This window comes from Ureibacillus massiliensis 4400831 = CIP 108448 = CCUG 49529 (assembly GCF_000772965.1).
Lineage (GTDB): Bacteria > Bacillota > Bacilli > Bacillales_A > Planococcaceae > Ureibacillus > Ureibacillus massiliensis.
Genome location: NZ_JPVQ01000004.1, coordinates 13,748 through 34,630, shown reverse-complemented (window position 1 = coordinate 34,630; position 20,883 = coordinate 13,748). Strand labels below are relative to the sequence as shown.

Sequence of the window (20,883 nt, the reverse complement as noted above, 5' to 3'; positions counted from 1 at the left end):
TAAAAAATACAATATGTAAGTTTTACCCATGTTATAGTTGTTTTAGGAAATGGAGGATGCATATGCAAATTAAGTTAATTATCGATGATCGATATGATGAAACTGAAATCCATATTCATACAAAGGCCTATACACCTGAGATTGAACAGCTGATGAAAACACTAAAGTCTTCTACGACTGAAGTAATAGATGGCTATGCGGATCAGCAGATTCACATGCTAAAAATTTCGGATATTTATTTCGTTTATTCTGAAGGGGCTAAAATTTATTTTCAAACAGATGAAGATGAATACGAGTCAAAACGGAAATTGTATGAGCTAGAAGAATTGCTAGAAAAAGAGTTTGTCCGTATAAATAAATCCACGCTTGTAAATGTATCAAAAATATCCTTTTTGAAAATGGAAGGAATCGGGAGGATGCAGCTTGTGATGAAAAATGAGACGACAGCTCATGTTAGTCGCAATTACTTAAAAGGATTAAAAAAGCGACTTGGTATCGGGAGGGAGCAGTAATGAAAAAAGTAATTCAATTTATTTTAATAGGAGCACTTATCGGATTAAGTACCTCGTATATCGTGATGACATTTGTGCTATTAGGTGACTCCACATTATCACTAACAGGGGAAGAGCTTTTATTACAACTAAGTTTAGCTTTGTTATTAGGGATAGCCTGTGGTCTTGTCTCACTTATTTTCACTGTTGAAACATTACCTTATTTAGCTAAACTTGCAATTCATTACGTTGTCACTTTGCTCTTGGTACTTATTTGTGGCGCGTTTGGTGATTGGTACGAATCACCAATGGAAGATCCTATTCAATTTATCTTCTTCATTTTTTTACAACTCTTTATTTATCTCGTAATCCTAGTTGGGATTTATTTAATGGACCTAAAGCAATTGAAAGCAATAAATAGGCAATTACAAAATCGAAAATAAAGGGTGAATTTATCGGGTTCATTACCATCTCAGCAATTGTATTAACAGTGAGTTCGATTTGGATATATAAGCAAAAAATAAATAAGAAATGGATAAAGGTTATATCCATCTCTTATTTATGGAGCATTTCTATATTAGAAATGCTTTTTGTGATTACTTAAACACTTTTATAATGGTTAGTTATTTTTCTTCTTGATCAAACCATAGTAGTTCTTTATCATCTACATCGCCATTATAATTGATTAGAATTTCTTCCCCTGCTTTTATATCTTTGTATGCATAAAAGTCAAATGTGTGATTATTAAAGTTTATTTCATAAGTCGCATTTGGTTCATATGAATGGTTAAACAACATTCCATATCCTAAAAGTATTGCAGTATGATTTATACCATACTCAAAGGCATAGTCAGCAAGTAATGTTTTCTCAATGTGTTGATGCTGATCGTTTGGATAAGCTATGACTGGCGCTTCATGGATTAGCTCTCCCTTTTTAATATCACATGTTGCAAATACCCCTCTATTGAATTCGCCATCACTTACAGTAGATGTTCTGATTTCGATCATGTTGTTCTCCTACTCACTTTTGAATTTTCTTAACTAACTGTAACATTAATTTCACTAAAGATATACTGTAACTAATGGAAACTTTCGTTTAGAAATACCTTTATTATTCTCCCACCAATTTCCCACTAGAATTTAATCATCAAAATACTCACCCCATTAATCAATGCTACTCCTTTTGAGCTAGCATAATTTCATTTTCACTATCCGATTTTTTGGGCGTCCACATTAATATTCCAATTCCAAGCAATAAGAGGAATATCCCTATCCATGAAGTGATGTTCAATGTTTCCTCTAATAAGAATACACCTAACAATGCAGCTGTTAATGGCTCCGCTAACGCAAGCGTAACTGCTGTTGATGAAGAAACGTTCTTAAGTCCTCTTGCAAAAAGGAGATACGCTATCCCCGTTGCCATAATTCCTAATTGAAGGCTTACACCCACACCTTGCAAGCTCATAATCCATGACATATCAAATATAAATAATAATGGAGATAACCAGATTGCACTAAGCGTGAATACAATCGCCACAACAGATATAGATGAATGCTTTTCAACTAAAGTTCTGCTTATTAAAGTGTACCCTGCGAAGGATAATCCAGCTCCAAGCGCCATCAAGATTCCAAATGGATCAACGTTTACCGACTCTTTATTACTAAAAAGCATTAGACACCCTAAAATTGAAAGAAACGTGGAACACCACCACACCTTAGAAGGACGAACTTTTAAATAGAGCCATTCAATAATCCCAGATAAAATAGGTGCACTTCCGATAGCTACAACAGTTCCAACAGCTACTCCCGTAATCGAAACAGCTGAGAAAAATAACGGCTGGTACAAAGCCATACTTAAAGAAGCTAAAATCGTAGTCTTGATAGGCCAATTTTTAAAATCGAACTTACCTATAATTAACACAACGACTATTAAAAATAAACCTCCTACAGCTAAACGAGTGGCTCCAATTGCAATCGGGTGCGCTGTTTCAGGTGCAAAGGCTTGTGTTGTACCGGTCGTTCCCCAAAGAATAGCCGCTAATAATATTAAAAAAGGAGATAATTTATCCTTCAATTTTGTTCACCTCGATAAAAAATAAAAAGAATATACATTTGATAATAGAAAATTACTTAAAAGCTTTCTTTACCAAATTTAATATTCTTTTTATCTATTATTAAGGACTCTATATTTTTGTGGAGTAATTCCCTCACAATTAACAAACCATCTTGTAAAGGATGAAGAATTCATAAAACCTACTTCTTCACTAATTTTTGATATCGACCACTCTGTTGAAATCAATAAATGCTTTGCCTCTTTCAAGCGAAGTTCGTTTATGTATACCTTTGGGGATTTCCCTGTTTGTTTCTTAAACCATGAAGAATAATATACTGGGTGATAATGCTCTATATTTGCCAAAGTTTCTAATGTAATGGGCTCTCTAAAATGTTTATGAATATATTCTATTGATGGTGGATTAGAGATTTGAAGTTTGTTCGTTACATACCTCGTTAAATCCACTAAGGCGGCTGTACTCGCCTTATTTCTTGACTCTTCTAATAGTAAATATCGAATAGAAGCCCACTGTTCATCCACCTGAATATACATATTGCTTGTGTCCTCTGGTAAATATTGCGAAGGAATATCTAAAATTAAAAATTCATTCCTATCAACTGATCGATAATTATGATCACACTTGGGAGGAATATACAAGCAATGATCAGGGTCAAGATTTATCTCTTGCCACTTCGTTTGTAGTTCTAAGGAGCCTTGTAGTGGAAAAAGAAATTGCCCAAACTCATGCTGGTGAGATTTAAACTCTTTAGAATAGGATCTTTTCTCACAAATGACTTGGTTTAAACCGTCCATTTTATTCCTCCATAATCATTCATATCTATTATTTCCGCCAAAATGTTGTGTAGTCTGCCTTATCCCAAATATTAAACTCAATTAGCTTCTGAAGCAATTCATAATTTACGGGCTCATTCCAACCAATTCGAAACAAACCTTTCGTAGCGCTATAACCCGCTTGTGCAATATCATCAGCAAAATGCTCCATAACCACTTCTTCCGGTGATACACTCATATGATTCTTCGCCGTTGAAAGGCCGATAATAAATGTGCCATGATCAGAAAACATTGGTGTATTCCACTTGATTTCTGGCTTTAAATTAGGAAATTTATTAGCAATCCACATCAAAATCTCCTCAGTCCTTGCTCGATGTTCGAGGTTCTCAATTTTCGTTAAATAGTCTGCAAATACTTCCATATTTTCCTCCAAGATTAGAATTATTTATGATCGATTTAAATTATGAGTAAAATTATATAGTAGTAATTAGTAAATTAGCTATTTTGCACTTGCATTAGTTCATATATTTTACGAGTGGTGTTAACATTTCTTACTGTAACTTGTTTGTATATTTTTGAACCAATTATCTTTGACATGCCACTCTTTGTTACATTTTTCTTGTCTACTGACCATAAAATTGCACCAGGGACATATTTTACTGTGTCAATATCCGGTTTAATAATGAGTTGTTCAAGTATAGTCTCGTCATCGATTTCATCCCATAAAAACAGTACATCACTTTTCATGTCTTTATCATTTTTCCATGTTTCAGGTAAAGCATTTACGATTATTGCTACATCATCGATACTGCGAACTACTACTTTAATTTGCAATCCGAAGTCATTATGGATCGCTTCTTCCAAAATTTTTGACAGCTCATTTTTTGATAAGTTTTTAGAAGTGAAAATGATGTTTCCTGTATTAATGTATGTCACTACATCCGTCATTCCTACTTGTTCAAAGGATTGCTTAAGTAATTTCATATCAATTTTATTATTTCCACCAACATTTATCCCCCTAAGAAGAGCAATATAAACCATAGCCATCCTCATTTCCTTTATTTATAAAATACTATTTAAATAACTTTAACAATCTCTTTCCTTAATTTAATCGGAAAACAGAAATTATTTATACAATGACTTTCATCGTTATTTCAACAAAAATGCCATTAATCCTTCTTATCGCATTAACTTCTTTTTACCGAATGAACGCCCATTCTTTATTAGATAATGCATCTTTTAACCATCTAGGATGCATTTTTAATAGATCTGATGGTAGGTTTTCCTCTGAAAAAAACTTGATATCCAATGATTCATTCGAATTGCACTTAAGTTCTCCTCCTATCATTTCAGCGAGGAAACAAGTTGTTATAAAATGTACTACTTGACCGTTGGGATATTCAAATACCTGCGAAGTAGGGTCTGAGTATACGCCAATTAGTTTTTTTATACGTATATCTAAATCGGTCTCTTCTTTTACTTCTCTGATTGCAGCTTCGGAAACAGTTTCCCCCACTTCTATATGACCTGAAGGAATACCCCAAAGTTGAACATCCGACCTTTTTTGTAATAAAACTTGGTTCTTCTCATTCAAAATAATCACTGCAACAGCAGCTTTCAACGCATCAATTCTTTTCATACGATAGTCCTCCTTCATATAAAAAAGGTCCGAAAAGAAAGATTTCAACGCATAACAAATACGCTGAACCTTTCCCCTCGGACCTTTTGTGTCAATAGGTGCCTTTTACTAAATTGTAAAAGATGCAGCCCTCGGTCACAAGACCTATCAAAATAGCGGAACCCTAGCTGCAATTTTCTAGTTCATAAATTAAATATTTTTTATAGTACACATATTATTTTACAACTAATAACAAATCAATTAAAGGTGTTATTTGCTATCTGTTCTTTAGTTAAAAAATTTTAAGTATCCATGCTTGAACATACTTTTCTTGAAATTTGGATCTTTATTGATTCTTTTTAACCTTCCTCTCCATCAATTGCGCTATTTGTTGCGAATGTAAATCTCCTTCTTCATAAAGTTTATTTATAATATTCTGATAATCTTTTTCATTACGATTTTGACTTAGCTTATTGGCAGCTTGAATTTCTTCTACTTTCATCTTAAATCCTACAATACCTTTAAGCTCTTTCTCTAAAATTTCTGGTGATAGCTTCTCCCATAAAACTGGATTTTCTCGGTGTTTTTCATATTTTTGTAGCAACATTGTTAAGTCCTGCACTAACTCTTCATTTTTCAAAATGCTAACTGTACCATAAATATGTACTGCTTGATAATTCCATGTTGGTACATTTTCCTTTTCATACCAAGAGGAAGAGATATAAGCATGAGGTCCTTGAAACATGACCAATACATCTTCACAGGTTTCAAAGGTCCTCCATTGGGGGTTCCCATAAGCCATATGACCTGTGAGGTAATAACTTTCTCCTTCTTTCACTAACTGCAATGGTAAATGAGTGGCAATGGGTTTCCCTTGTTTTGTTGTAACAATCGTGCCAAAAGAGTTTTTCTGAACAAAATCCCAAATTTCATCCGCATTTGTGACTTTATAATATTTTGGAATATACATATTACTCATCCTTTCGAAGGTTATATAAGTGCTTTGGTCATAATAAAGTCTAGTTGCTCTTCATCGCCCATATAAAAAGAGTGGGTACCCGTTTGAACAAATCCCATTTTCTGATAAAAGGCGATTGCATTTTCATTTTTTTCCCACACACCAAGCCAGATTTTCTTTTTATTACTTTCTATAGCAATGTCAATCGCTTTATTTATAAGCAATTTACCAAGTCCATTTTTTTGAACTTTCCCCTTTAAATAAATCCGCTCGATTTCAAGTGATTCATCGCCCATTTTTTCCGACTGTGCATCACCAGTATTGAGCTTAAGATATCCTACGATTTCATTATGAAAAATTACAAAAAAGAATTGCGAAGAAATATTAGTGAGCTCTTTTTTTAAGTGGTTTAAGCTAAATGCACTCTCCAAATAAGCCTTCATATTTTCTGTTGAATTTTGATCTTTAAATGCATCGTAAAATGTTTCTTTACTTATTTCTTGAAGTGTTTGTAAATCTTCAATGTTGCACTTTTTAATTTCTACAGTCATTTTTTATACAGCTCCTTTATGGTGTATCAATAAATTCTCTTATTTCCCTTTTTTACATATTCCCAATCTTTCTCAACATTTTTTCTTACTTTTTGAAGAAGCTTAAATAAAGTTTCAACCTCTGTTTCGGAAAGTCCAGCTAGCGCGACACTATTTGAATGATCATTTTCTCTTTTTAAAAATGGGAAAACTTTTTCCCCCTCTTCTGTAGGAAAGAGTTTTTTAATTTTTTTGTTATGTGGATCTTCTCTTTTTTCTATAAATCCATTAATTACAAGCTTTTTAATTGCACGAGCAGCCGTTGTTCGATCTACTTTTATCATTTCGGCTAACTTTTCTTGAATGATTCCAGGATTTTCACATACTCTTACAAGATACAAATACTGTCCTTTTGTAAGGTCATATTCTTTAAATTCAATATTACTAATAGAATCTAGTGCCCTTGCGATCATACCGATTTCACGTAGAATTTCCTTCATATTTATCTCCTTATACAAGATTTTTATTGCAATTACAACAATATTTCGCTTGTATTTAGTGTAAATCCAATTTATTGCAAATGCAATAAAATATACTAATCCAATATAAAAAAGGCTGCTTAGAGAAATTGAACTTTCTCCGACAGCCTCCAAACATTTTGATATACTATTTATTTATTCGAATCCCATTAATTCTTTTACACGGTTCGTATTATCAGATGAAGTTAGCGTTTCTAACAATTTAAATGCGACATCAAATCCTGTTCCTGGGTTTGATGATGTAATAATGTTATCATCGACAACAATTCGTTCATTGACAACTTCAACATCGTATTGTTCTAATTGTTTAAGCCGTTTACTTGTTGGATGATTGTATGTTGTGGCTCTTCTATTTTTTAAAACTCCGCTATGGGCAATCATAAGTGAGGCAACACAAATCGCTGCGATTGGTTTTTTGCGATCATTAAAATACTGGATAACTTGTTGAAATTTTTCACTAAAAGCGTCTTTATAAAATCCCGCTTCTTCAAATCCTCCTGGAATGGCTAATGCATCGAAATCGTCAAGATCAATATCTTCTAGCAGCATCTCAGGTGTTACCGAAAAATTCCATGTACATTGAAGCTGTGGCCACATCCCTACAGTTACTACTTCAGTAGAGCCATCCCCTTCCCATTTATTCCATCCAAGCACATCAGTAAAAACACTTGCTTCTACTGCTTCAAATCCATTTGCTAATAATAATAAGGTTTTCTTCATCGTAAAACCCCCTTTTTTTGTATAGTTTATTGAAAAGCTTCTATGCTTTACATAATATCAAAAAGGATTTTTTACAATTTTTCTTAATTTTCCCTTTAAAAAACCTTATAATACTTTTTAAAAAAAGGTAGGATTCCATGGACACTATTGATTATGAAATCATAAAACATTTACAACTGAATGCTAAAATTTCGATGAAGGAGCTTGCATCTTATGTACACTTATCAGCCCCTGCTGTCACTGAACGAGTCAAAAAGCTAGAAGAGCAAAATATTATTGAGGGTTACTACACTGAGCTCAATTTAAAATCGCTTAACCGCACAATTGTTGCATTAATTCTTTTTAAATCTACGGATTGTAAGAAGTTATCGAAATTTTGCAATTCACATCCAGATGTACTTGAATGCTATAGAGTAGCCGGAGAAATTAGTTATATTGTAAAAGTTGCAACATCCTCAGTCGAAACGTTAGAACAATTTATCGACCAGGCTATGCCATACGGAACGCCTTCAACAAATATTGTATTATCTGAATATGTAAGGAAGCCTTTGTTGTTTAATAATTTTGAAGAATAATCCTCCACACAGGAATAAATAATAAAGCAGAATATATATCCATTAAGTCACATGTGAAATAGAGTGATTGATAATCATTCTTAATTGTAATAAAATATTATTTATGCTTTCATTTAAAAAATAGGTAAGAAAGAATAAGAGGACCAAGTATGATATCTCGTTTTTTTACATATTACAAACCACATAAACGGTTATTTTTAATTGATTTTACTAGTGCCATAATCGTTGCTATTTTAGAACTCGCTTTCCCATTAGCAGTGCAATGGTTTATTGATGAGCTTCTCCCTACACGTGAATGGGACATGATTGTGAAGGTCAGTATTTTATTATTATTAACTTATATCCTTAGTACGGTGCTTAATTTTGTCGTGAATTATTTAGGACATAAGCTTGGTATTAATATTGAAACTGATATGCGTCAGCAATTGTTTAACCATTTTCAAAAGCAGTCCTTTTCATTTTTCGATAATATGAAAACGGGGCATGTGATGAGCCGCATTACGAATGATTTATTTGATATCGGAGAGTTTGCTCACCATGGACCAGAAGATTTCTTTATCGCTATCATGACCTTTGTTGGAACATTCATCATTTTATTTACAATAAACCCGATGTTGGCCTTAATTGTTCTAGTAATGGTACCATTTTTAATTTGGCTGATTACATTTAGTAATAAAAAAATGAATCACGCGTGGAAAGAAATGTACGGGAAAGTTGCGGATGTGAATAGTCGTGTAGAGGATAGTATTGCAGGTATTCGCGTCGTAAAGTCTTTTACTAATGAAGAGTTTGAATCTAAGCGTTTTAAAACGCAAAATGGTTTTTTCCGTCAAGCCAAACTATATGCATATAAAATAATGGCTGGAACCCATTCTAGCATTTATATGATGACTCGCCTTTTAACACTTGTTGTGCTAATTGTTGGTGCTTGGCTCTGCTTTAATGGACAACTAACAGATGGTGAATTTATAAGCTTTATTTTGTATACCAATGTATTGATCAAACCAATTGATAAAATTAGTGCATTACTCGAGTTGTATCCAAAAGGGATGGCGGGCTTTAAACGTTTTACTGAAATGTTAGATAAAAGTCCTGAGGTTGCAGATCGACCTAATGCAGTAACAGTTGATAAACTTAACGGCGATATTGCTTTTCAAAACGTATCATTTAGCTATGAAAACAATAAAAAGGTGCTAGATAATATTTCCTTCCATGTAAAGGCGGGGGAAACCATTGCCCTTGTTGGTCCGTCTGGTGCAGGTAAAACAACCATTTGCTCTCTCATCCCACGTTTTTACGATGTGGAAAGTGGAGCTATAACGATTGATGACCTTGATATACGAGATATGACGCAACAATCCTTACGTAAACAAATTGGGATTGTCCAACAAGATGTCTTTTTATTCACTGGTACAATCCGAGAAAATATTGCCTATGGACGTTTAGACGCAAGCTTTGAGGAAATACAAGAAGCTGCAGAAAAAGCCCATTTAAAAGAATTTATAGAAGGATTACCAGATGGATTTGAAACAGAAATTGGGGAAAGAGGATTAAAGCTATCAGGTGGACAAAAGCAACGATTAGCCATTGCTCGTATGTTCCTGAAAAACCCACCAATTTTAATATTGGATGAAGCCACTTCTGCACTTGATACAGAGACAGAAAAAATCATTCAAACTTCTTTAAGTGAGCTCGCTCAAAATCGCACAACATTAATCATCGCCCATCGTCTATCAACCGTTCGCGATGCCGATCAAGTGCTCGTCGTTACTTCAAATGGGATAGAAGAACGAGGAACATACGATGATCTAGTTGCAGCTGATGGAATTTTTGCAAAGCTCCACCATATTCAGTTTAAGTAGGCTTAAATGTTATGAAGGAAACAATGCTTCTCTAATAACCTTCAAAAACTAATTTTTTTAACACGATAAAACAGGTGAGGAACAATGGTTCTCCACCTGTTTTATTTTTTATATTAGTAAATTAATAAGCAACATGGTTCCTTCAGATTATTAAGTTCCTTAAGCAATACCTATTAAGCAATCACATAGTACTAATATCAATTACGAATCGATACTTCACATCCGAGGCTAATACACGCTCGTATGCTTCGTCAATTTGATCTGCAGAAATGACTTCAATCTTAGGAAAAATGTTATGTTTCGCACAGAAATCCAACATTTCTTGCGTTTCGCGAATACCGCCAATCAAAGAACCTGCAAATGAACGGCGATGTCCAATTAAATTCATTACTCTAAGTGATAATGGTTCTGCAGGAGCACCGACATTCACAAGTGTTCCATCAAGTGTTAGTAATCCTAAATAGGCATCCAGATTAATTTTTGCACTTACTGTATTAATAATTAAATCAAATGTGCTCGCAAGTTTTTCAAAGGTTTCTGGATCGCTTGTTGCATAATAATGATCTGCTCCAAGCTCCAATCCATCATCTTTTTTCTTTAACGACTGAGATAGAACCGTGACTTCAGCCCCCATTGCATGGGCAATTTGCACTGCCATATGGCCAAGACCACCCATTCCAATAATAGCTACCTTTTTACCTGGACCAGCTCCCCAATGGTTTAATGGTGAGTATGTCGTAATCCCTGCACAAAGTAGTGGTGCTGCCTTGTCCAGCTCAATACTATCTGGAATTCCCAATACGAAGTCTTCGGTTACAACAATGTGAGTTGAATAGCCACCTTGAGTTGGTTCACCATATTTATCAACCCCTGCATAGGTAGGAATATTTCCTTTATGACAGAACTGTTCTTCCCCTTTACGGCAATTTTCACATTCACCGCAAGAGTCTACCATACATCCGACTCCTACTCGGTCACCTATTTTGTATTTTGTAACGTTAGGTCCTACTGCCGTAACAATTCCTGCAATTTCATGCCCTGGAACGAGTGGATAATTCACAGGACCCCATTCCCCATGTGCTGTATGGATATCTGAATGACAGATGCCTGCAAACTTAATCTCAATTAATACATCGTTTAAATCTAGGTCACGTCTTTTAATTTCAGCAGCTCGAAATGGTTTGTCTGGACCATCGACTGCTCTCGCTTTTGCTGTTATCATAAAAAACCTCCTATAACTTATATGTTCTAGAGAATGCGCCTATACGAAAAAAGGAATATCTAAATTCGACCTCATCTTTTTCTTCACACACTCTCTTCTAAAATAATGTTACTCCTTATAGTTAACTCGAGGTCAAGTTATTAGTTTTTTCTTTTTGAAATTCTCCTAAAGTCTCCACTTCAAGCAACTTTGACTTTTCGTAAATAGCGTGATAGAATCTCTCCCAACAATAGAGCTAACTCGAGGTACATAGCCTTGAGCAGGAGGATAAGTGATGAAAACATATTCTATAAGTGAAGTTGCAAAGGAATTAAATCTTACAGTATACACATTGCGTTATTATGATAAAGAAGGGCTTATTCCTTTTGTAGAGCGTTCTTCTAGTGGCATTCGAATATTTAAAGAATCCGATATCGATGCTTTAAGAATCATTGAATGTCTAAAGGCTACTGGGATGCCTATTAAGGAGATTAAAAATTTCATTGATTGGTGCTCTAAGGGGGATTCAACACTACAACAAAGGTATGATATGTTTTTAGAACGAAAAGCCACTGTTGAAGCGCAGATGGAAGAGTTAAAAAAGACAATGAAAGTCATCGAGCATAAATGCTTTTATTACAAGACTGCATTGGAGGCAGGAACAGAAGATGTTCATAAAGAACAAAAAATAGAGATTAATAATTAACAAATGGATACTTCATTTTTCTAGAATTAGTAGGACAACAAGCACCATTCTTGAAATTGGTATGCGAGCCAATTATAGTAAACTTGTAATAAATTATTTATTGGAGGGAAAATTTTATGGCAAAGGTTGCATTTCTTTTAGCAGGCGGATTTGAAGATTCTGAAATGAAAAATCCTTATGAGGCAATTAAAGAGGCTGGTCATGAGACAACAATCATCGGTCTAGAAAAAGGTGCTGAATGTAAAGGGAAAAAAGGAACAGTATCCTACACTGCTGAATTAGCTTCATCAGAAGCAAAAGCAAGTGACTTTGATGCAGTAGTTATCCCAGGAGGATCAGCTCCAGAAGCTTTACGAGTAAATGATGATGTTGTGCGTTTTGTAAAAGAGCTAAATGAACAAGGGAAGCTTATTTCTGGTATTTGTCATGGACCTCAAGTAATGATTAGTGCCGATATCTTAAAAGGGAAAGCTGCAACATGTTATATCGGAATTCGCGATGACGTAAAATTAGCTGGCGCAGATTATAAAGACGAAGAAGTAGTAGTTAGTGAAAACTTGGTAACATCTCGTACTCCTAATGACGAACCTGCTTTCATTCGTGAAATTCTAGCAAAATTAGCATAATATAATAGATTAAACGATACGGTAGACGAAGGTCTATCGTATCTTTTTTAGCTCTGAAATTAAAAAAATGAGCGCTTATTTTTATTAAGCGCTCAAATGTGATTTAATTTACTTACTTTAATGATTCAATTAAGAAATGACATTTAATTGATTTACCATTTGTATCGCCCCATAATACTTCTATAAGTCTATAATCTTTTATTCCTTTACATGATACCGCCCTTTTGGAATGATTAATGGAGTATCCGAAATAGGATCTGGAATGACGACACAATCTAAGTCAAAAACTGATTTTACAAGGTCCACAGTTAGGACTTCTGTAGGTGCCCCTTCTGCTATAAGCTTTCCACTCTTTACGGCAAAAATATAATCTGCATAGCGTGCTGATAAATTAATATCGTGCAATACCATCACAATTGTTGTGCCATACTTACGGTTTAAATTTGTAAGCAGGTCTAATATTTCCACCTGATACGTTATATCTAAAAAGGTAGTAGGCTCATCGAGAAATAAGATGTCTGTTTGTTGTGCAAGGGCCATTGCAATCCATACACGCTGCCTTTGTCCTCCTGAAAGCTCATCAATATCATGATTTGCAAATTCAGTAATGTTCATAAATTCCATTGCTTCTTCTACTGCTTCGTAATCTTTTTTAGACCATCCACTAAACAAAGATTGGTGCGGAAATCTCCCTCGACCTACTAAATCCGCAACAGTAATTCCAGCCGGAACGACAGGAGACTGTGGAAGAAGCCCTAAAATACGCGCTAATTGCTTTGGGGGATATTTATTTATCGCTTTTCCATCGAGAGTAACATCACCCTCTGTAGGCTTGATTAGTTTCGCCATCGTTTTTAATAGAGTTGATTTCCCACAACCATTAGCTCCAATAATGACACTAATTTTATTTTTTGGGACTTCAAGATCAATTCCATGAATGATCGTTTTATTTTCATAGCCAGAAACTAATTTGTTTACTCGAAAATCATACGTCGTACTCATTATAATTCTCCTTTTTGGTTCATTCGGATTAATAGATAAATTAAATACGGTGCTCCGAGTATTCCCGTAATAACCCCAACTGGGAACCGGTATTCAAATGCAAACTGGCCTATTAAATCTGCAAATAATACGAGAATAGCGCCGATTAATCCTGCTGGGAGAATATTTGAAGAGCTAATACCTACGAGTCGATTCGCAATTGGGCCTGCTAAAAATGAAACAAAGGCTATTGGTCCAGTCGTGGCTGTAGCAATGGCAATCATCACTACTGAGCTTATAATTAAAGTAATTCGCATTTTATCAGTGGCTACACCAAGCGATGTTGCCATTTGGTCACCTAATTCTAACATGCTTAACTCTTTACCTAGCATTAGCATAACAGGAGTTAATACAATGACGATGATGATTAAAGGAATGGCTTCACTCATACTTGAACCGTTTAAACTACCACTTAACCATCGCAAGGCTCCTGCAATATCCTGCTCTGAGCTTTTAAGAATCAAAAATGAAATGACCGCATCCAACATTGCTTGCATACCTATTCCAATGATAATCAATCGACCAATTGAAAATGAGCGACCACGAGATAATAAATACATAATGATTACCGTTATTAATCCCCCAATGATTGCTGCAATGGAAACAACGGCATTACTTGAATGTAGTATAACAATACAAAATACAGCGGCTGCACTAGAACCTGATGTAATCCCTAAAATATTCGGATTCGCTAATGGGTTTCGTAGCATCGTCTGAAAAATATAGCCTGCAACACCAAAAGCAAAACCTGAAAAGAGTCCTGTAATCATCCGTGGGAATCGAATCGTATTAATCGCAAAATTGGCTCCTGAAATTTCCTCACCCATTAATGATCGAATCACCACATTCACTGGATAAATCGTATTTCCTAATAACAGCATGGCCCAACATAGAGCAACTGCAAAAACGATTAATAGAGAAGTAACAAAAATCCAGCGTCTTTTTCTTTTTTGGATTCCCACTTTTATAAAATTACTTTCACTTGATGGATTTCTCATAATGACCTCACCTTCGATCTCTTAGCTAGCAAGATGAGGATTGGTGCACCTATAAAAGCTGTAATAATCCCTACTTCAAGTTCTCCAGGACTTCCAATGAGTCTGCCTACTACATCAGAAAATGTTAAAATAATCGCTCCTGCTAAAGCTGACATAGGAATTAAAAAGCGGAAATCTGGTCCAATAACTAAACGCATCGCATGAGTTGCTAATAGTCCAATAAAACCTATAGGACCTGCCAAAGCGGTAGTTATTGCACATAAAATTACGCCCGCGCAAATCGCAAAAAGACGTAGAATACCCGGTCGAACACCAAGACCTGTTGCAACATCATCACCTAATGCTAAAGCATTTAATGCTGGTGCCGTTACAAACGCGATAATAATGCCAACTAATAAAAAAGGAATGAAAATAGTGATAGATTCCCAAGATCCTACTCCCACACTTCCTACTTGCCAAAATCTAAACTGATCCATCGCATATTGACTTGGAATCATAATAGCCGTTACAAGTGAAGAAAGAGCTGCAGTGGTTGCAGCTCCGGCTAATACTAATTTAATCGGTGTTGCCCCACCGCGCCCCATAGAGCCTATTCCAAAAACGACAATTGTTGTGATAGCAGCTCCAATTAAAGCTAACCAAATATACTGGCTTGCTGTTGTAATATTAAAAAATGTAATACCACTTACTACAAACAAGGCCGCACCTGTATTAACACCTAAAATACTCGGGTCAGCTAATGGGTTACGTGTTACAGATTGCATAAGAACACCCGCAATCCCTAACGCTGCGCCACAACATAAACTAAAAATTGTCCGGGAAATACGTTTTTGTACAACGTTTGCACCGTAGGAATCTTGGTTGTGATAAAATAACCCATCCATTAACTCTTGGATACTGACCACTCTAGCTCCTAATACTATTGAAGCAACGATGGTAAGGAGTAATAAAATTAGTCCCACCACTACTATTAATGAAAAATGCTTCGGTACATGTAAATCTAGTTGCTTAATTTTAGAGGCTGAAGTGTTATTCTTCAATTTTATCAATTGCCCCACCAATTAATTCTAAATATTCATCCATTGTGTAAGCGATGGAAAGTGGGTTTGGCGTTCCCGCTGCTACTAACGGCGTATCACTTGTAATAAACGCCACAGAACCTCTTTTAACTGCTGGAATTTTGCCAAGTAAAGGATCTGCTTTAATTGTTTCGTAAAGTGCTTCATCACCATAACCAACGATTATATCTGCGTCAAATAAAGCTTCTACATTTTCAGCACTTAATTTTAACGAGTAGCTTGTTGGGTCTGTAATAAGCTCTGTAATACTTTCTGGATATGTCAATCCTAATTCTTTTAAGAAGGCCCCACGTGAATCAATAGGTGTATAAATGTGTAATTGGGATAAATCTTTTGCTGAGAAGTTAACCCATACTACTTTTTTCCCTTTAATTTGAGGGTAAGCACTTAATTTTTCTTCGATTAAATTCTCTGTATCTTTAATTAATTGCTCTCCTTCTTCTTTCATACCCATACCTGTTGCATTTAATAAAACTTGCTCACGCCATGTAGTCGCCCATGGTGCAGTCGGATATGCAACAACAGGTGCAATTTGACTTAAAAGTTCGTAATCTTCTGCCGTGATGCCAGAGTAAGCAGCAAGTATGACATCAGGATTGGCATCTGAGATTGCTTCAAAATCTAATCCATCCGTATCTTGGAAAACATTTGGATCTGTTACGCCAAGCTCATCCAGCTTTTCTTTTGTCCATGGTAATAAGCCACTATCATCTTGAACACCGAAGTTTGCAGCTGAAAAGCCAACAGGCACTACACCAAGTGCTAAAGCGATATCATGATTAGCCCATTGAATTGTTACAATTCTTTCCGGTTTACTTTTAATTACCGCATCACCTAGAGCATGCTTTATTGTAATTGGATATTGTGAATCTGTTTCTTTTTCAGTTTCTGTCGAAGGTGTTGCTTGTTCATTTTCTTCCGGTTTTGATGAGGACTGACTAGAACAACCAACTAATGCAAAGATTGCAATAATAGACAGAGTCAGCATTAATAAAAACGACTTTTTGTTTTGCATATGTATCCCTACCAATCTAGTTTTTTAAACCATTCGTCGATTGGTAAGTTCTATCTCACGAACCAATCGAGAATGATTCTCATTATCATAAATGTATGCCATGATTTCCCTACTGTCAATATTATTTTGAATTTGTAGATGTTTCAGTTTTACAAAATAGTTCTTCTAAAAGTTCCTTATTTTTTTCTGCGAATTTTTCATTATGTGATGATACCATTCCATATTCGTTGGCCTGAGGATCGATATACTTTTTCGCATTATTTACAGCAAGCACCGCATCTTGAAAAGTTCCAATGAGTAAATTAACTTTGTCATCATATGAAATAATATCTCCAGCACCAAAAATCCCAGGGACTGATGTTTTACATTGACCTTGACTAACTAAATAATAATCGTCTTTTCGTAAAGGTTGAATATCATCAGCAAATGTTAATGATTTTTCCCGGTTATAGCCATGACTTATTAGAACATCGTCCACTTGTAATTCATAGGTATCTCCATTTTGTGAAATAACTACTTTTTCAATTGCCGTTTTACTGTCATTTGATACTACAGACTGAATTTCAGCATTAAGCATAATTTGCACACCGTGTTTTTTAAGCTTTTCCACTTGAGATTCATGGGCAGTCAATTGTTCCTTTCGATAAATAACAACAACTTCTTTTGCCACAAATAATAGCTCTACAGCCCAGTCAATCGCGCCATTTCCGCCACCTGATACAAGAACTTTTTTATCTCGGAAACGCTCCAACCCTAAAATCGTATAGTGTAAGTTCGTCATTTCGTACTTTTCCGCGCCCTCTACCTCAAGCTTAATCGGACTTAAAATGCCTCCACCTACAGCTACAATAATTGTTTTTGAATAATGTACTTCACCCGAATTCGTTGTAATAACAAAAATATCGTTTATTTTCTCTATTTGTTCCACTTTCGTATTTAAACAAATTGTTGGTGAAAAAGTATTTGCTTGATTAACCAAATTTTGAACAAAAAGCTGTGCCTGCATTGGTGGTTGACCACCAACATCCCATAGGATTTTCTCAGGATAAATATTCACTTTGCCACCTAGTACAGGCTGCACCTCTAAAATTTTCGTTTTCATATTTCGTAAACCACTATAAAAAGCACTATATAAACCCGCAGGACCTCCGCCGACAATCGTAACATCAAATAATTCCATGTAATCCTCCTTAAAATTATCCTCAAAACCACTGATAATAATTCTCAACTAATCTGATTATAGGTGAAAATGATTATCAATTTCAACCTAAATAAATATTTTCATTTAAATTCAATAAATTAATTGAGGTATTTAGACTGCTTTTAACTAAGATAAATAAACGAAGGCTTCGATTAATGGATTCAAAAAAACTCGATCCAGTTTCGGATCGAGTCTTTATAATCTTTTTTCAAAAATCACTGTGACTATCTAAAAAGTTGGTAATTGGAACTGCTTTTAATTTGAAAAGGAAACTCTTAGTCTTTTATTCGCTTTATGATTTATTTAATTATTTGAGATTTCTTCCACTGTTCTAAAAATTTCCGAATATGTACTTCGAATATTTTTCTCATTTAATTCATCATTATATAAACCATATTCCCAATAATGTTCACTATCTTTATCATAAAGAACTGCATAGGATAATTCTGAATCTAAGGAGTCATCGAAATCAATATCTTCATATGCAAACGGAACATACGAACCTGTTCCGATAAATAAGAAGGGTGTGTGACTGCCGTTATATACACTTGTATATTGTGGTTTGCCTGCTTCTTTTAAATATTCCGTGGCAATAAAAATCGCATCAAAATTTGATAAGTTATCTATATCTTGCAAAATATTAAAATCTATTTTTGTAAACTTAATGTTATCTTCTCTAATCCTTGGTACTTCACCAATAATTCCAATATGCAGTGCTTTTCCGGTATATATTTCTGTCTCTACACTTTCATCTAACTTGGAACACCCAAATAACGTTAATAAAACAGACATTAACAATACGAACATTTTAAGAATTCAAATCTCTAATTTAACTACAACATATAAAATACCAAGTCGGAATAGTATAATTTTACCAATTTATATACAAATGATGATAGTAAAAAATAAAACCACTATTTAGTTTAGTGGTTTTAGGAAGGCTATTTTAATTCCCATTTAGTTAAATGTCGTTAACTCTTCTGAAACTGAGTTTAAAAAATCTTTTTCAAATTTAATAAAGTAAGCTCCATTTATCTGCGTATCCGTCATTCCATCGATTAGTGATACTACTTGTATTAAAGGGAATTTCATTTTATTTTCAAGCAATTGTTCAAATGGAATATTGCCTTCTATATTAGTAGTAAATTGTTTTAATTGTGTTTGCGGTAATACCTTTATCGTTTGATGTATAACTGCATTAATGAGGTTTAGTTGGTCTTCTTCATCCAAGCTTCTTCTTCCTACTGTCGCTTCCATTAGTAATGCTACAACCTCTTCTCCATTCAAACGATTAGTGCCCTTTTCGAATTCAAATGCCACTTGAGAGATAGCTCGTACTTGAACATCTTCTTCCAAGTCGTAGTCTATCCCATTCACTGAATCAATCATTGATGAAAAAGTTTCTAAATCCATTACAGCATAATAATCAATTGTTAAATTAAATAGCTTAGATACTGTTGTTCTTATATCTTCAGCTTCTCCTGAACCATAAGCATAAGCATGCGTCAATTTATCATATGAAGTAGTTCCATCATCATTTTCCAATATAGGAGCATAAGTATCACGAGGGATAGAAACAACTTTCATTATATTTTTTTCTTTACTATAAGTAAGCAAAAGATTGATAGGTGTTCTATTATTCTCATCCTTTAACGTAAATAATGCGGTAAAATCTTTATCTATTTGTGCTACTACTCCATTTGAATCAGTACCGTTATTTCCATTACTTTCGAATATTTCATTATTAACGTTCCCTTGAAGGATCGTTGGCATAAAGAAAAATAAACACAAGCCTACTGCTAACAATGAAACTGTCAATGGAGCGAGCTTTTTCGAAATTGATATTAAAGATTTCTTTTGATTATTATTCGATTCCATTTTATGAAGTTGTTCGAACACCTCATTGCGATCTTCTTTCGTAAATGTTAGTTCCTGATTGGACATATGGCTAAATGTGTTTTTCAAACTTTTATCTTTCACTAAGTTCAGCCTCCTTTAACATCGACTCTAATCTTTGTTTTGCTCTTCTTAATCGTGTTTTCACTGTATTAACTGGAATATCTAAAATATCAGCAATTTCATCTGTTTTTAATGAATCATGGTAGTATAGATAAACTACTTCTCTATACTTTTTCGGAAGAGAAATAATCGTCTCATTCATTTGTTCGTTATTGTATTGATCAATAATGGATTTCTCTACGGATGGAAATACTGATTTTGCCGTTTCATTGATAAAACTTTTTACTTGAACCATTTTGTAATTCCAACTTTTTAAATAATCTTTACATTCGTTAATGGTGATACGATAGAGCCATGTTTTAATCTGTGCGTCATAACGAAACGAATCAAGGCTTTTGTAGCATTTGATAAACGTATTCTGTACCATATCTTTTGCAATCTCCGCATCTTTCACATAAGAAAATGCCAATCGTACCAACTCATTACCGTATTCAATCATTATTATTTCTAATATGTAATCCTTTTCTGACTTGTCCATTCTGCTACCCTCTCTTTCAACCTACTTCAAATTCTGCTATTAGACGATTACCAAATTATAATAGGTTCAATTTTAAAAAAATAATTTACAAGGATATTCTTTTTAGCAACTATATTAGGAATGATTTATCTAAAACATATAAAAAAGCATCCATTAAAGATGCTTTACTTGTAATCTTCTATAATCATTTTCCCATAAATAGATTTTTTACAATATGAATTTTATAACTCTTCAACTATGTAATCATTAAATGGCATTCAAGTGACCATATTTTTTGTAATCCTTCATTTGATTAAGGATTTATTCGTGAAAGTGGTATGTCGCACAAATGGTCAATAGTTAATTTAAGATAAAAGACAAAGAAAAGAGTAATACCTGTTTA

At 34.4% G+C, this 20,883-nt stretch carries 25 protein-coding genes; 6 read left to right on the top strand and 19 right to left on the bottom strand.

Translation table 11 applies throughout. From position 1 onward, the window contains the following. Nucleotides 1–62: 62 nt before the first annotated feature. Both CD30_RS03830 and CD30_RS03825 read left to right on the top strand, forming a co-directional pair. Nucleotides 63–512: a LytTR family DNA-binding domain-containing protein gene (locus tag CD30_RS03830; protein WP_036172657.1), complete on the top strand. Its 450-nt coding sequence runs from the start codon at nt 63–65 to the stop codon at nt 510–512. Next, the gene (locus tag CD30_RS03825; protein WP_036172655.1) at nt 512–934 is read left to right on the top strand and encodes a DUF3021 domain-containing protein; all 423 of its coding nucleotides are present in this window, start codon (nt 512–514) and stop codon (nt 932–934) included. Before CD30_RS03830 ends, CD30_RS03825 begins: the two co-directional genes overlap by 1 nt. Before the next feature lie 180 nt (nt 935–1,114). On the opposite strand, the gene CD30_RS03820 is transcribed toward CD30_RS03825, so the two are convergent. From CD30_RS03820 to CD30_RS03775, 10 genes are all read right to left on the bottom strand, one after another. Further along, nucleotides 1,115–1,498: an SET domain-containing protein gene (locus CD30_RS03820; protein WP_036172653.1), complete on the bottom strand. Its 384-nt coding sequence runs from the start codon at nt 1,496–1,498 to the stop codon at nt 1,115–1,117. 166 nt (nt 1,499–1,664) lie between these two features. Beyond that, the gene (locus CD30_RS03815; RefSeq protein ID WP_036172651.1) at nt 1,665–2,564 is read right to left on the bottom strand and encodes an EamA family transporter; all 900 of its coding nucleotides are present in this window, start codon (nt 2,562–2,564) and stop codon (nt 1,665–1,667) included. A 90-nt stretch (nt 2,565–2,654) separates the two neighbouring features. Next, nucleotides 2,655–3,356, bottom strand: a complete 702-nt coding sequence (locus CD30_RS03810) for an AraC family transcriptional regulator (RefSeq protein ID WP_036172649.1) — start codon at nt 3,354–3,356, stop codon at nt 2,655–2,657. A gap of 28 nt (nt 3,357–3,384) precedes the next feature. Continuing rightward, nucleotides 3,385–3,756, bottom strand: coding sequence for an iron chaperone (locus CD30_RS03805; protein WP_036172647.1), 372 nt, complete (start codon nt 3,754–3,756; stop codon nt 3,385–3,387). A gap of 74 nt (nt 3,757–3,830) precedes the next feature. Beyond that, complete coding sequence (locus CD30_RS03800; protein ID WP_036172645.1) at nt 3,831–4,376, bottom strand: DUF1697 domain-containing protein; 546 nt, start codon at nt 4,374–4,376, stop codon at nt 3,831–3,833. Between the two features lie 157 nt (nt 4,377–4,533). Further along, nucleotides 4,534–4,974, bottom strand: coding sequence for an NUDIX domain-containing protein (locus CD30_RS03795; RefSeq protein ID WP_036172643.1), 441 nt, complete (start codon nt 4,972–4,974; stop codon nt 4,534–4,536). A 325-nt stretch (nt 4,975–5,299) separates the two neighbouring features. Further along, nucleotides 5,300–5,923 carry an FMN-binding negative transcriptional regulator gene (locus CD30_RS03790; protein ID WP_036172642.1) on the bottom strand — a complete coding sequence of 208 codons (624 nt, stop codon included), beginning with the start codon at nt 5,921–5,923 and terminating at the stop codon, nt 5,300–5,302. A 20-nt stretch (nt 5,924–5,943) separates the two neighbouring features. Continuing rightward, on the bottom strand, nt 5,944–6,462 hold the full coding sequence (locus CD30_RS03785; protein WP_036172640.1) for a GNAT family N-acetyltransferase: 519 nt from the start codon (nt 6,460–6,462) through the stop codon (nt 5,944–5,946). Nucleotides 6,463–6,488: 26 nt separating this feature from the next. Continuing rightward, entirely contained in the window at nt 6,489–6,941 is a 453-nt protein-coding gene (locus CD30_RS03780; RefSeq protein WP_036172638.1) for a MarR family winged helix-turn-helix transcriptional regulator, read from the bottom strand. 174 nt (nt 6,942–7,115) lie between these two features. Then, entirely contained in the window at nt 7,116–7,700 is a 585-nt protein-coding gene (locus tag CD30_RS03775) for a DJ-1/PfpI family protein (protein ID WP_036172635.1), read from the bottom strand. Between the two features lie 137 nt (nt 7,701–7,837). Between CD30_RS03775 and CD30_RS03770 the strand changes: the two genes are divergently transcribed. Both CD30_RS03770 and CD30_RS03765 read left to right on the top strand, forming a co-directional pair. Next, nucleotides 7,838–8,275, top strand: coding sequence for an Lrp/AsnC family transcriptional regulator (locus CD30_RS03770; protein ID WP_036172633.1), 438 nt, complete (start codon nt 7,838–7,840; stop codon nt 8,273–8,275). A gap of 149 nt (nt 8,276–8,424) precedes the next feature. Then, nucleotides 8,425–10,137, top strand: a complete 1,713-nt coding sequence (locus tag CD30_RS03765) for an ABC transporter ATP-binding protein (protein ID WP_036172632.1) — start codon at nt 8,425–8,427, stop codon at nt 10,135–10,137. Nucleotides 10,138–10,318: 181 nt separating this feature from the next. On the opposite strand, the gene CD30_RS03760 is transcribed toward CD30_RS03765, so the two are convergent. Beyond that, nucleotides 10,319–11,359 carry an NAD(P)-dependent alcohol dehydrogenase gene (locus CD30_RS03760; RefSeq protein WP_036172630.1) on the bottom strand — a complete coding sequence of 347 codons (1,041 nt, stop codon included), beginning with the start codon at nt 11,357–11,359 and terminating at the stop codon, nt 10,319–10,321. Between the two features lie 274 nt (nt 11,360–11,633). Here CD30_RS03760 and CD30_RS03755 point away from each other — a divergent pair, with 274 nt between their 5' ends. Together CD30_RS03755 and CD30_RS03750 are read left to right on the top strand one after the other, a co-directional pair. Continuing rightward, entirely contained in the window at nt 11,634–12,044 is a 411-nt protein-coding gene (locus CD30_RS03755; RefSeq protein ID WP_036172628.1) for a MerR family transcriptional regulator, read from the top strand. Nucleotides 12,045–12,160: 116 nt separating this feature from the next. Next, complete coding sequence (locus tag CD30_RS03750; RefSeq protein ID WP_036172626.1) at nt 12,161–12,670, top strand: type 1 glutamine amidotransferase domain-containing protein; 510 nt, start codon at nt 12,161–12,163, stop codon at nt 12,668–12,670. A 198-nt stretch (nt 12,671–12,868) separates the two neighbouring features. On the opposite strand, the gene CD30_RS03745 is transcribed toward CD30_RS03750, so the two are convergent. The 8 genes from CD30_RS03745 to CD30_RS03710 form a co-directional block, all read right to left on the bottom strand. Continuing rightward, complete coding sequence (locus tag CD30_RS03745; protein ID WP_036172624.1) at nt 12,869–13,672, bottom strand: ABC transporter ATP-binding protein; 804 nt, start codon at nt 13,670–13,672, stop codon at nt 12,869–12,871. Further along, the gene (locus tag CD30_RS03740; RefSeq protein ID WP_036172622.1) at nt 13,672–14,709 is read right to left on the bottom strand and encodes a FecCD family ABC transporter permease; all 1,038 of its coding nucleotides are present in this window, start codon (nt 14,707–14,709) and stop codon (nt 13,672–13,674) included. Before CD30_RS03740 ends, CD30_RS03745 begins: the two co-directional genes overlap by 1 nt. Further along, nucleotides 14,706–15,749: a FecCD family ABC transporter permease gene (locus tag CD30_RS03735; protein ID WP_084077631.1), complete on the bottom strand. Its 1,044-nt coding sequence runs from the start codon at nt 15,747–15,749 to the stop codon at nt 14,706–14,708. Before CD30_RS03735 ends, CD30_RS03740 begins: the two co-directional genes overlap by 4 nt. After that, nucleotides 15,739–16,803, bottom strand: a complete 1,065-nt coding sequence (locus tag CD30_RS03730) for an ABC transporter substrate-binding protein (protein ID WP_036172619.1) — start codon at nt 16,801–16,803, stop codon at nt 15,739–15,741. The genes CD30_RS03735 and CD30_RS03730 overlap by 11 nt, the downstream gene beginning before the upstream one ends. 121 nt (nt 16,804–16,924) lie before the next feature. After that, on the bottom strand, nt 16,925–17,983 hold the full coding sequence (locus tag CD30_RS03725; RefSeq protein ID WP_036172617.1) for an NAD(P)/FAD-dependent oxidoreductase: 1,059 nt from the start codon (nt 17,981–17,983) through the stop codon (nt 16,925–16,927). 324 nt (nt 17,984–18,307) lie between these two features. Continuing rightward, entirely contained in the window at nt 18,308–18,811 is a 504-nt protein-coding gene (locus CD30_RS03720; RefSeq protein ID WP_036172615.1) for a hypothetical protein, read from the bottom strand. A 150-nt stretch (nt 18,812–18,961) separates the two neighbouring features. Continuing rightward, nucleotides 18,962–19,984: an LCP family protein gene (locus CD30_RS03715; protein ID WP_036172613.1), complete on the bottom strand. Its 1,023-nt coding sequence runs from the start codon at nt 19,982–19,984 to the stop codon at nt 18,962–18,964. After that, nucleotides 19,974–20,501 carry a sigma-70 family RNA polymerase sigma factor gene (locus CD30_RS03710; protein WP_036172611.1) on the bottom strand — a complete coding sequence of 176 codons (528 nt, stop codon included), beginning with the start codon at nt 20,499–20,501 and terminating at the stop codon, nt 19,974–19,976. Before CD30_RS03710 ends, CD30_RS03715 begins: the two co-directional genes overlap by 11 nt. Between the last annotated feature and the right edge of the window lie 382 nt (nt 20,502–20,883).

Excerpts from the sequence above, each read along its gene's own strand:
- CD30_RS03830 (WP_036172657.1), top strand. The coding sequence starts at position 63 with ATGCAAATTAAGTTAATTATCGATGATCGATATGATGAAACTGAAATC.
- CD30_RS03825 (WP_036172655.1), top strand. The coding sequence starts at position 512 with ATGAAAAAAGTAATTCAATTTATTTTAATAGGAGCACTTATCGGATTA.
- CD30_RS03820 (WP_036172653.1), bottom strand. The coding sequence starts at position 1,498 with ATGATCGAAATCAGAACATCTACTGTAAGTGATGGCGAATTCAATAGA.
- CD30_RS03810 (WP_036172649.1), bottom strand. The coding sequence starts at position 3,356 with ATGGACGGTTTAAACCAAGTCATTTGTGAGAAAAGATCCTATTCTAAA.
- CD30_RS03805 (WP_036172647.1), bottom strand. The coding sequence starts at position 3,756 with ATGGAAGTATTTGCAGACTATTTAACGAAAATTGAGAACCTCGAACAT.
- CD30_RS03800 (WP_036172645.1), bottom strand. The coding sequence starts at position 4,376 with ATGGTTTATATTGCTCTTCTTAGGGGGATAAATGTTGGTGGAAATAAT.
- CD30_RS03795 (WP_036172643.1), bottom strand. The coding sequence starts at position 4,974 with ATGAAAAGAATTGATGCGTTGAAAGCTGCTGTTGCAGTGATTATTTTG.
- CD30_RS03790 (WP_036172642.1), bottom strand. The coding sequence starts at position 5,923 with ATGTATATTCCAAAATATTATAAAGTCACAAATGCGGATGAAATTTGG.
- CD30_RS03785 (WP_036172640.1), bottom strand. The coding sequence starts at position 6,462 with ATGACTGTAGAAATTAAAAAGTGCAACATTGAAGATTTACAAACACTT.
- CD30_RS03780 (WP_036172638.1), bottom strand. The coding sequence starts at position 6,941 with ATGAAGGAAATTCTACGTGAAATCGGTATGATCGCAAGGGCACTAGAT.
- CD30_RS03775 (WP_036172635.1), bottom strand. The coding sequence starts at position 7,700 with ATGAAGAAAACCTTATTATTATTAGCAAATGGATTTGAAGCAGTAGAA.
- CD30_RS03770 (WP_036172633.1), top strand. The coding sequence starts at position 7,838 with ATGGACACTATTGATTATGAAATCATAAAACATTTACAACTGAATGCT.
- CD30_RS03765 (WP_036172632.1), top strand. The coding sequence starts at position 8,425 with ATGATATCTCGTTTTTTTACATATTACAAACCACATAAACGGTTATTT.
- CD30_RS03760 (WP_036172630.1), bottom strand. The coding sequence starts at position 11,359 with ATGATAACAGCAAAAGCGAGAGCAGTCGATGGTCCAGACAAACCATTT.
- CD30_RS03755 (WP_036172628.1), top strand. The coding sequence starts at position 11,634 with ATGAAAACATATTCTATAAGTGAAGTTGCAAAGGAATTAAATCTTACA.
- CD30_RS03750 (WP_036172626.1), top strand. The coding sequence starts at position 12,161 with ATGGCAAAGGTTGCATTTCTTTTAGCAGGCGGATTTGAAGATTCTGAA.
- CD30_RS03745 (WP_036172624.1), bottom strand. The coding sequence starts at position 13,672 with ATGAGTACGACGTATGATTTTCGAGTAAACAAATTAGTTTCTGGCTAT.
- CD30_RS03740 (WP_036172622.1), bottom strand. The coding sequence starts at position 14,709 with ATGAGAAATCCATCAAGTGAAAGTAATTTTATAAAAGTGGGAATCCAA.
- CD30_RS03730 (WP_036172619.1), bottom strand. The coding sequence starts at position 16,803 with ATGCAAAACAAAAAGTCGTTTTTATTAATGCTGACTCTGTCTATTATT.
- CD30_RS03725 (WP_036172617.1), bottom strand. The coding sequence starts at position 17,983 with ATGGAATTATTTGATGTTACGATTGTCGGCGGAGGTCCTGCGGGTTTA.
- CD30_RS03720 (WP_036172615.1), bottom strand. The coding sequence starts at position 18,811 with ATGTTCGTATTGTTAATGTCTGTTTTATTAACGTTATTTGGGTGTTCC.
- CD30_RS03710 (WP_036172611.1), bottom strand. The coding sequence starts at position 20,501 with ATGGACAAGTCAGAAAAGGATTACATATTAGAAATAATAATGATTGAA.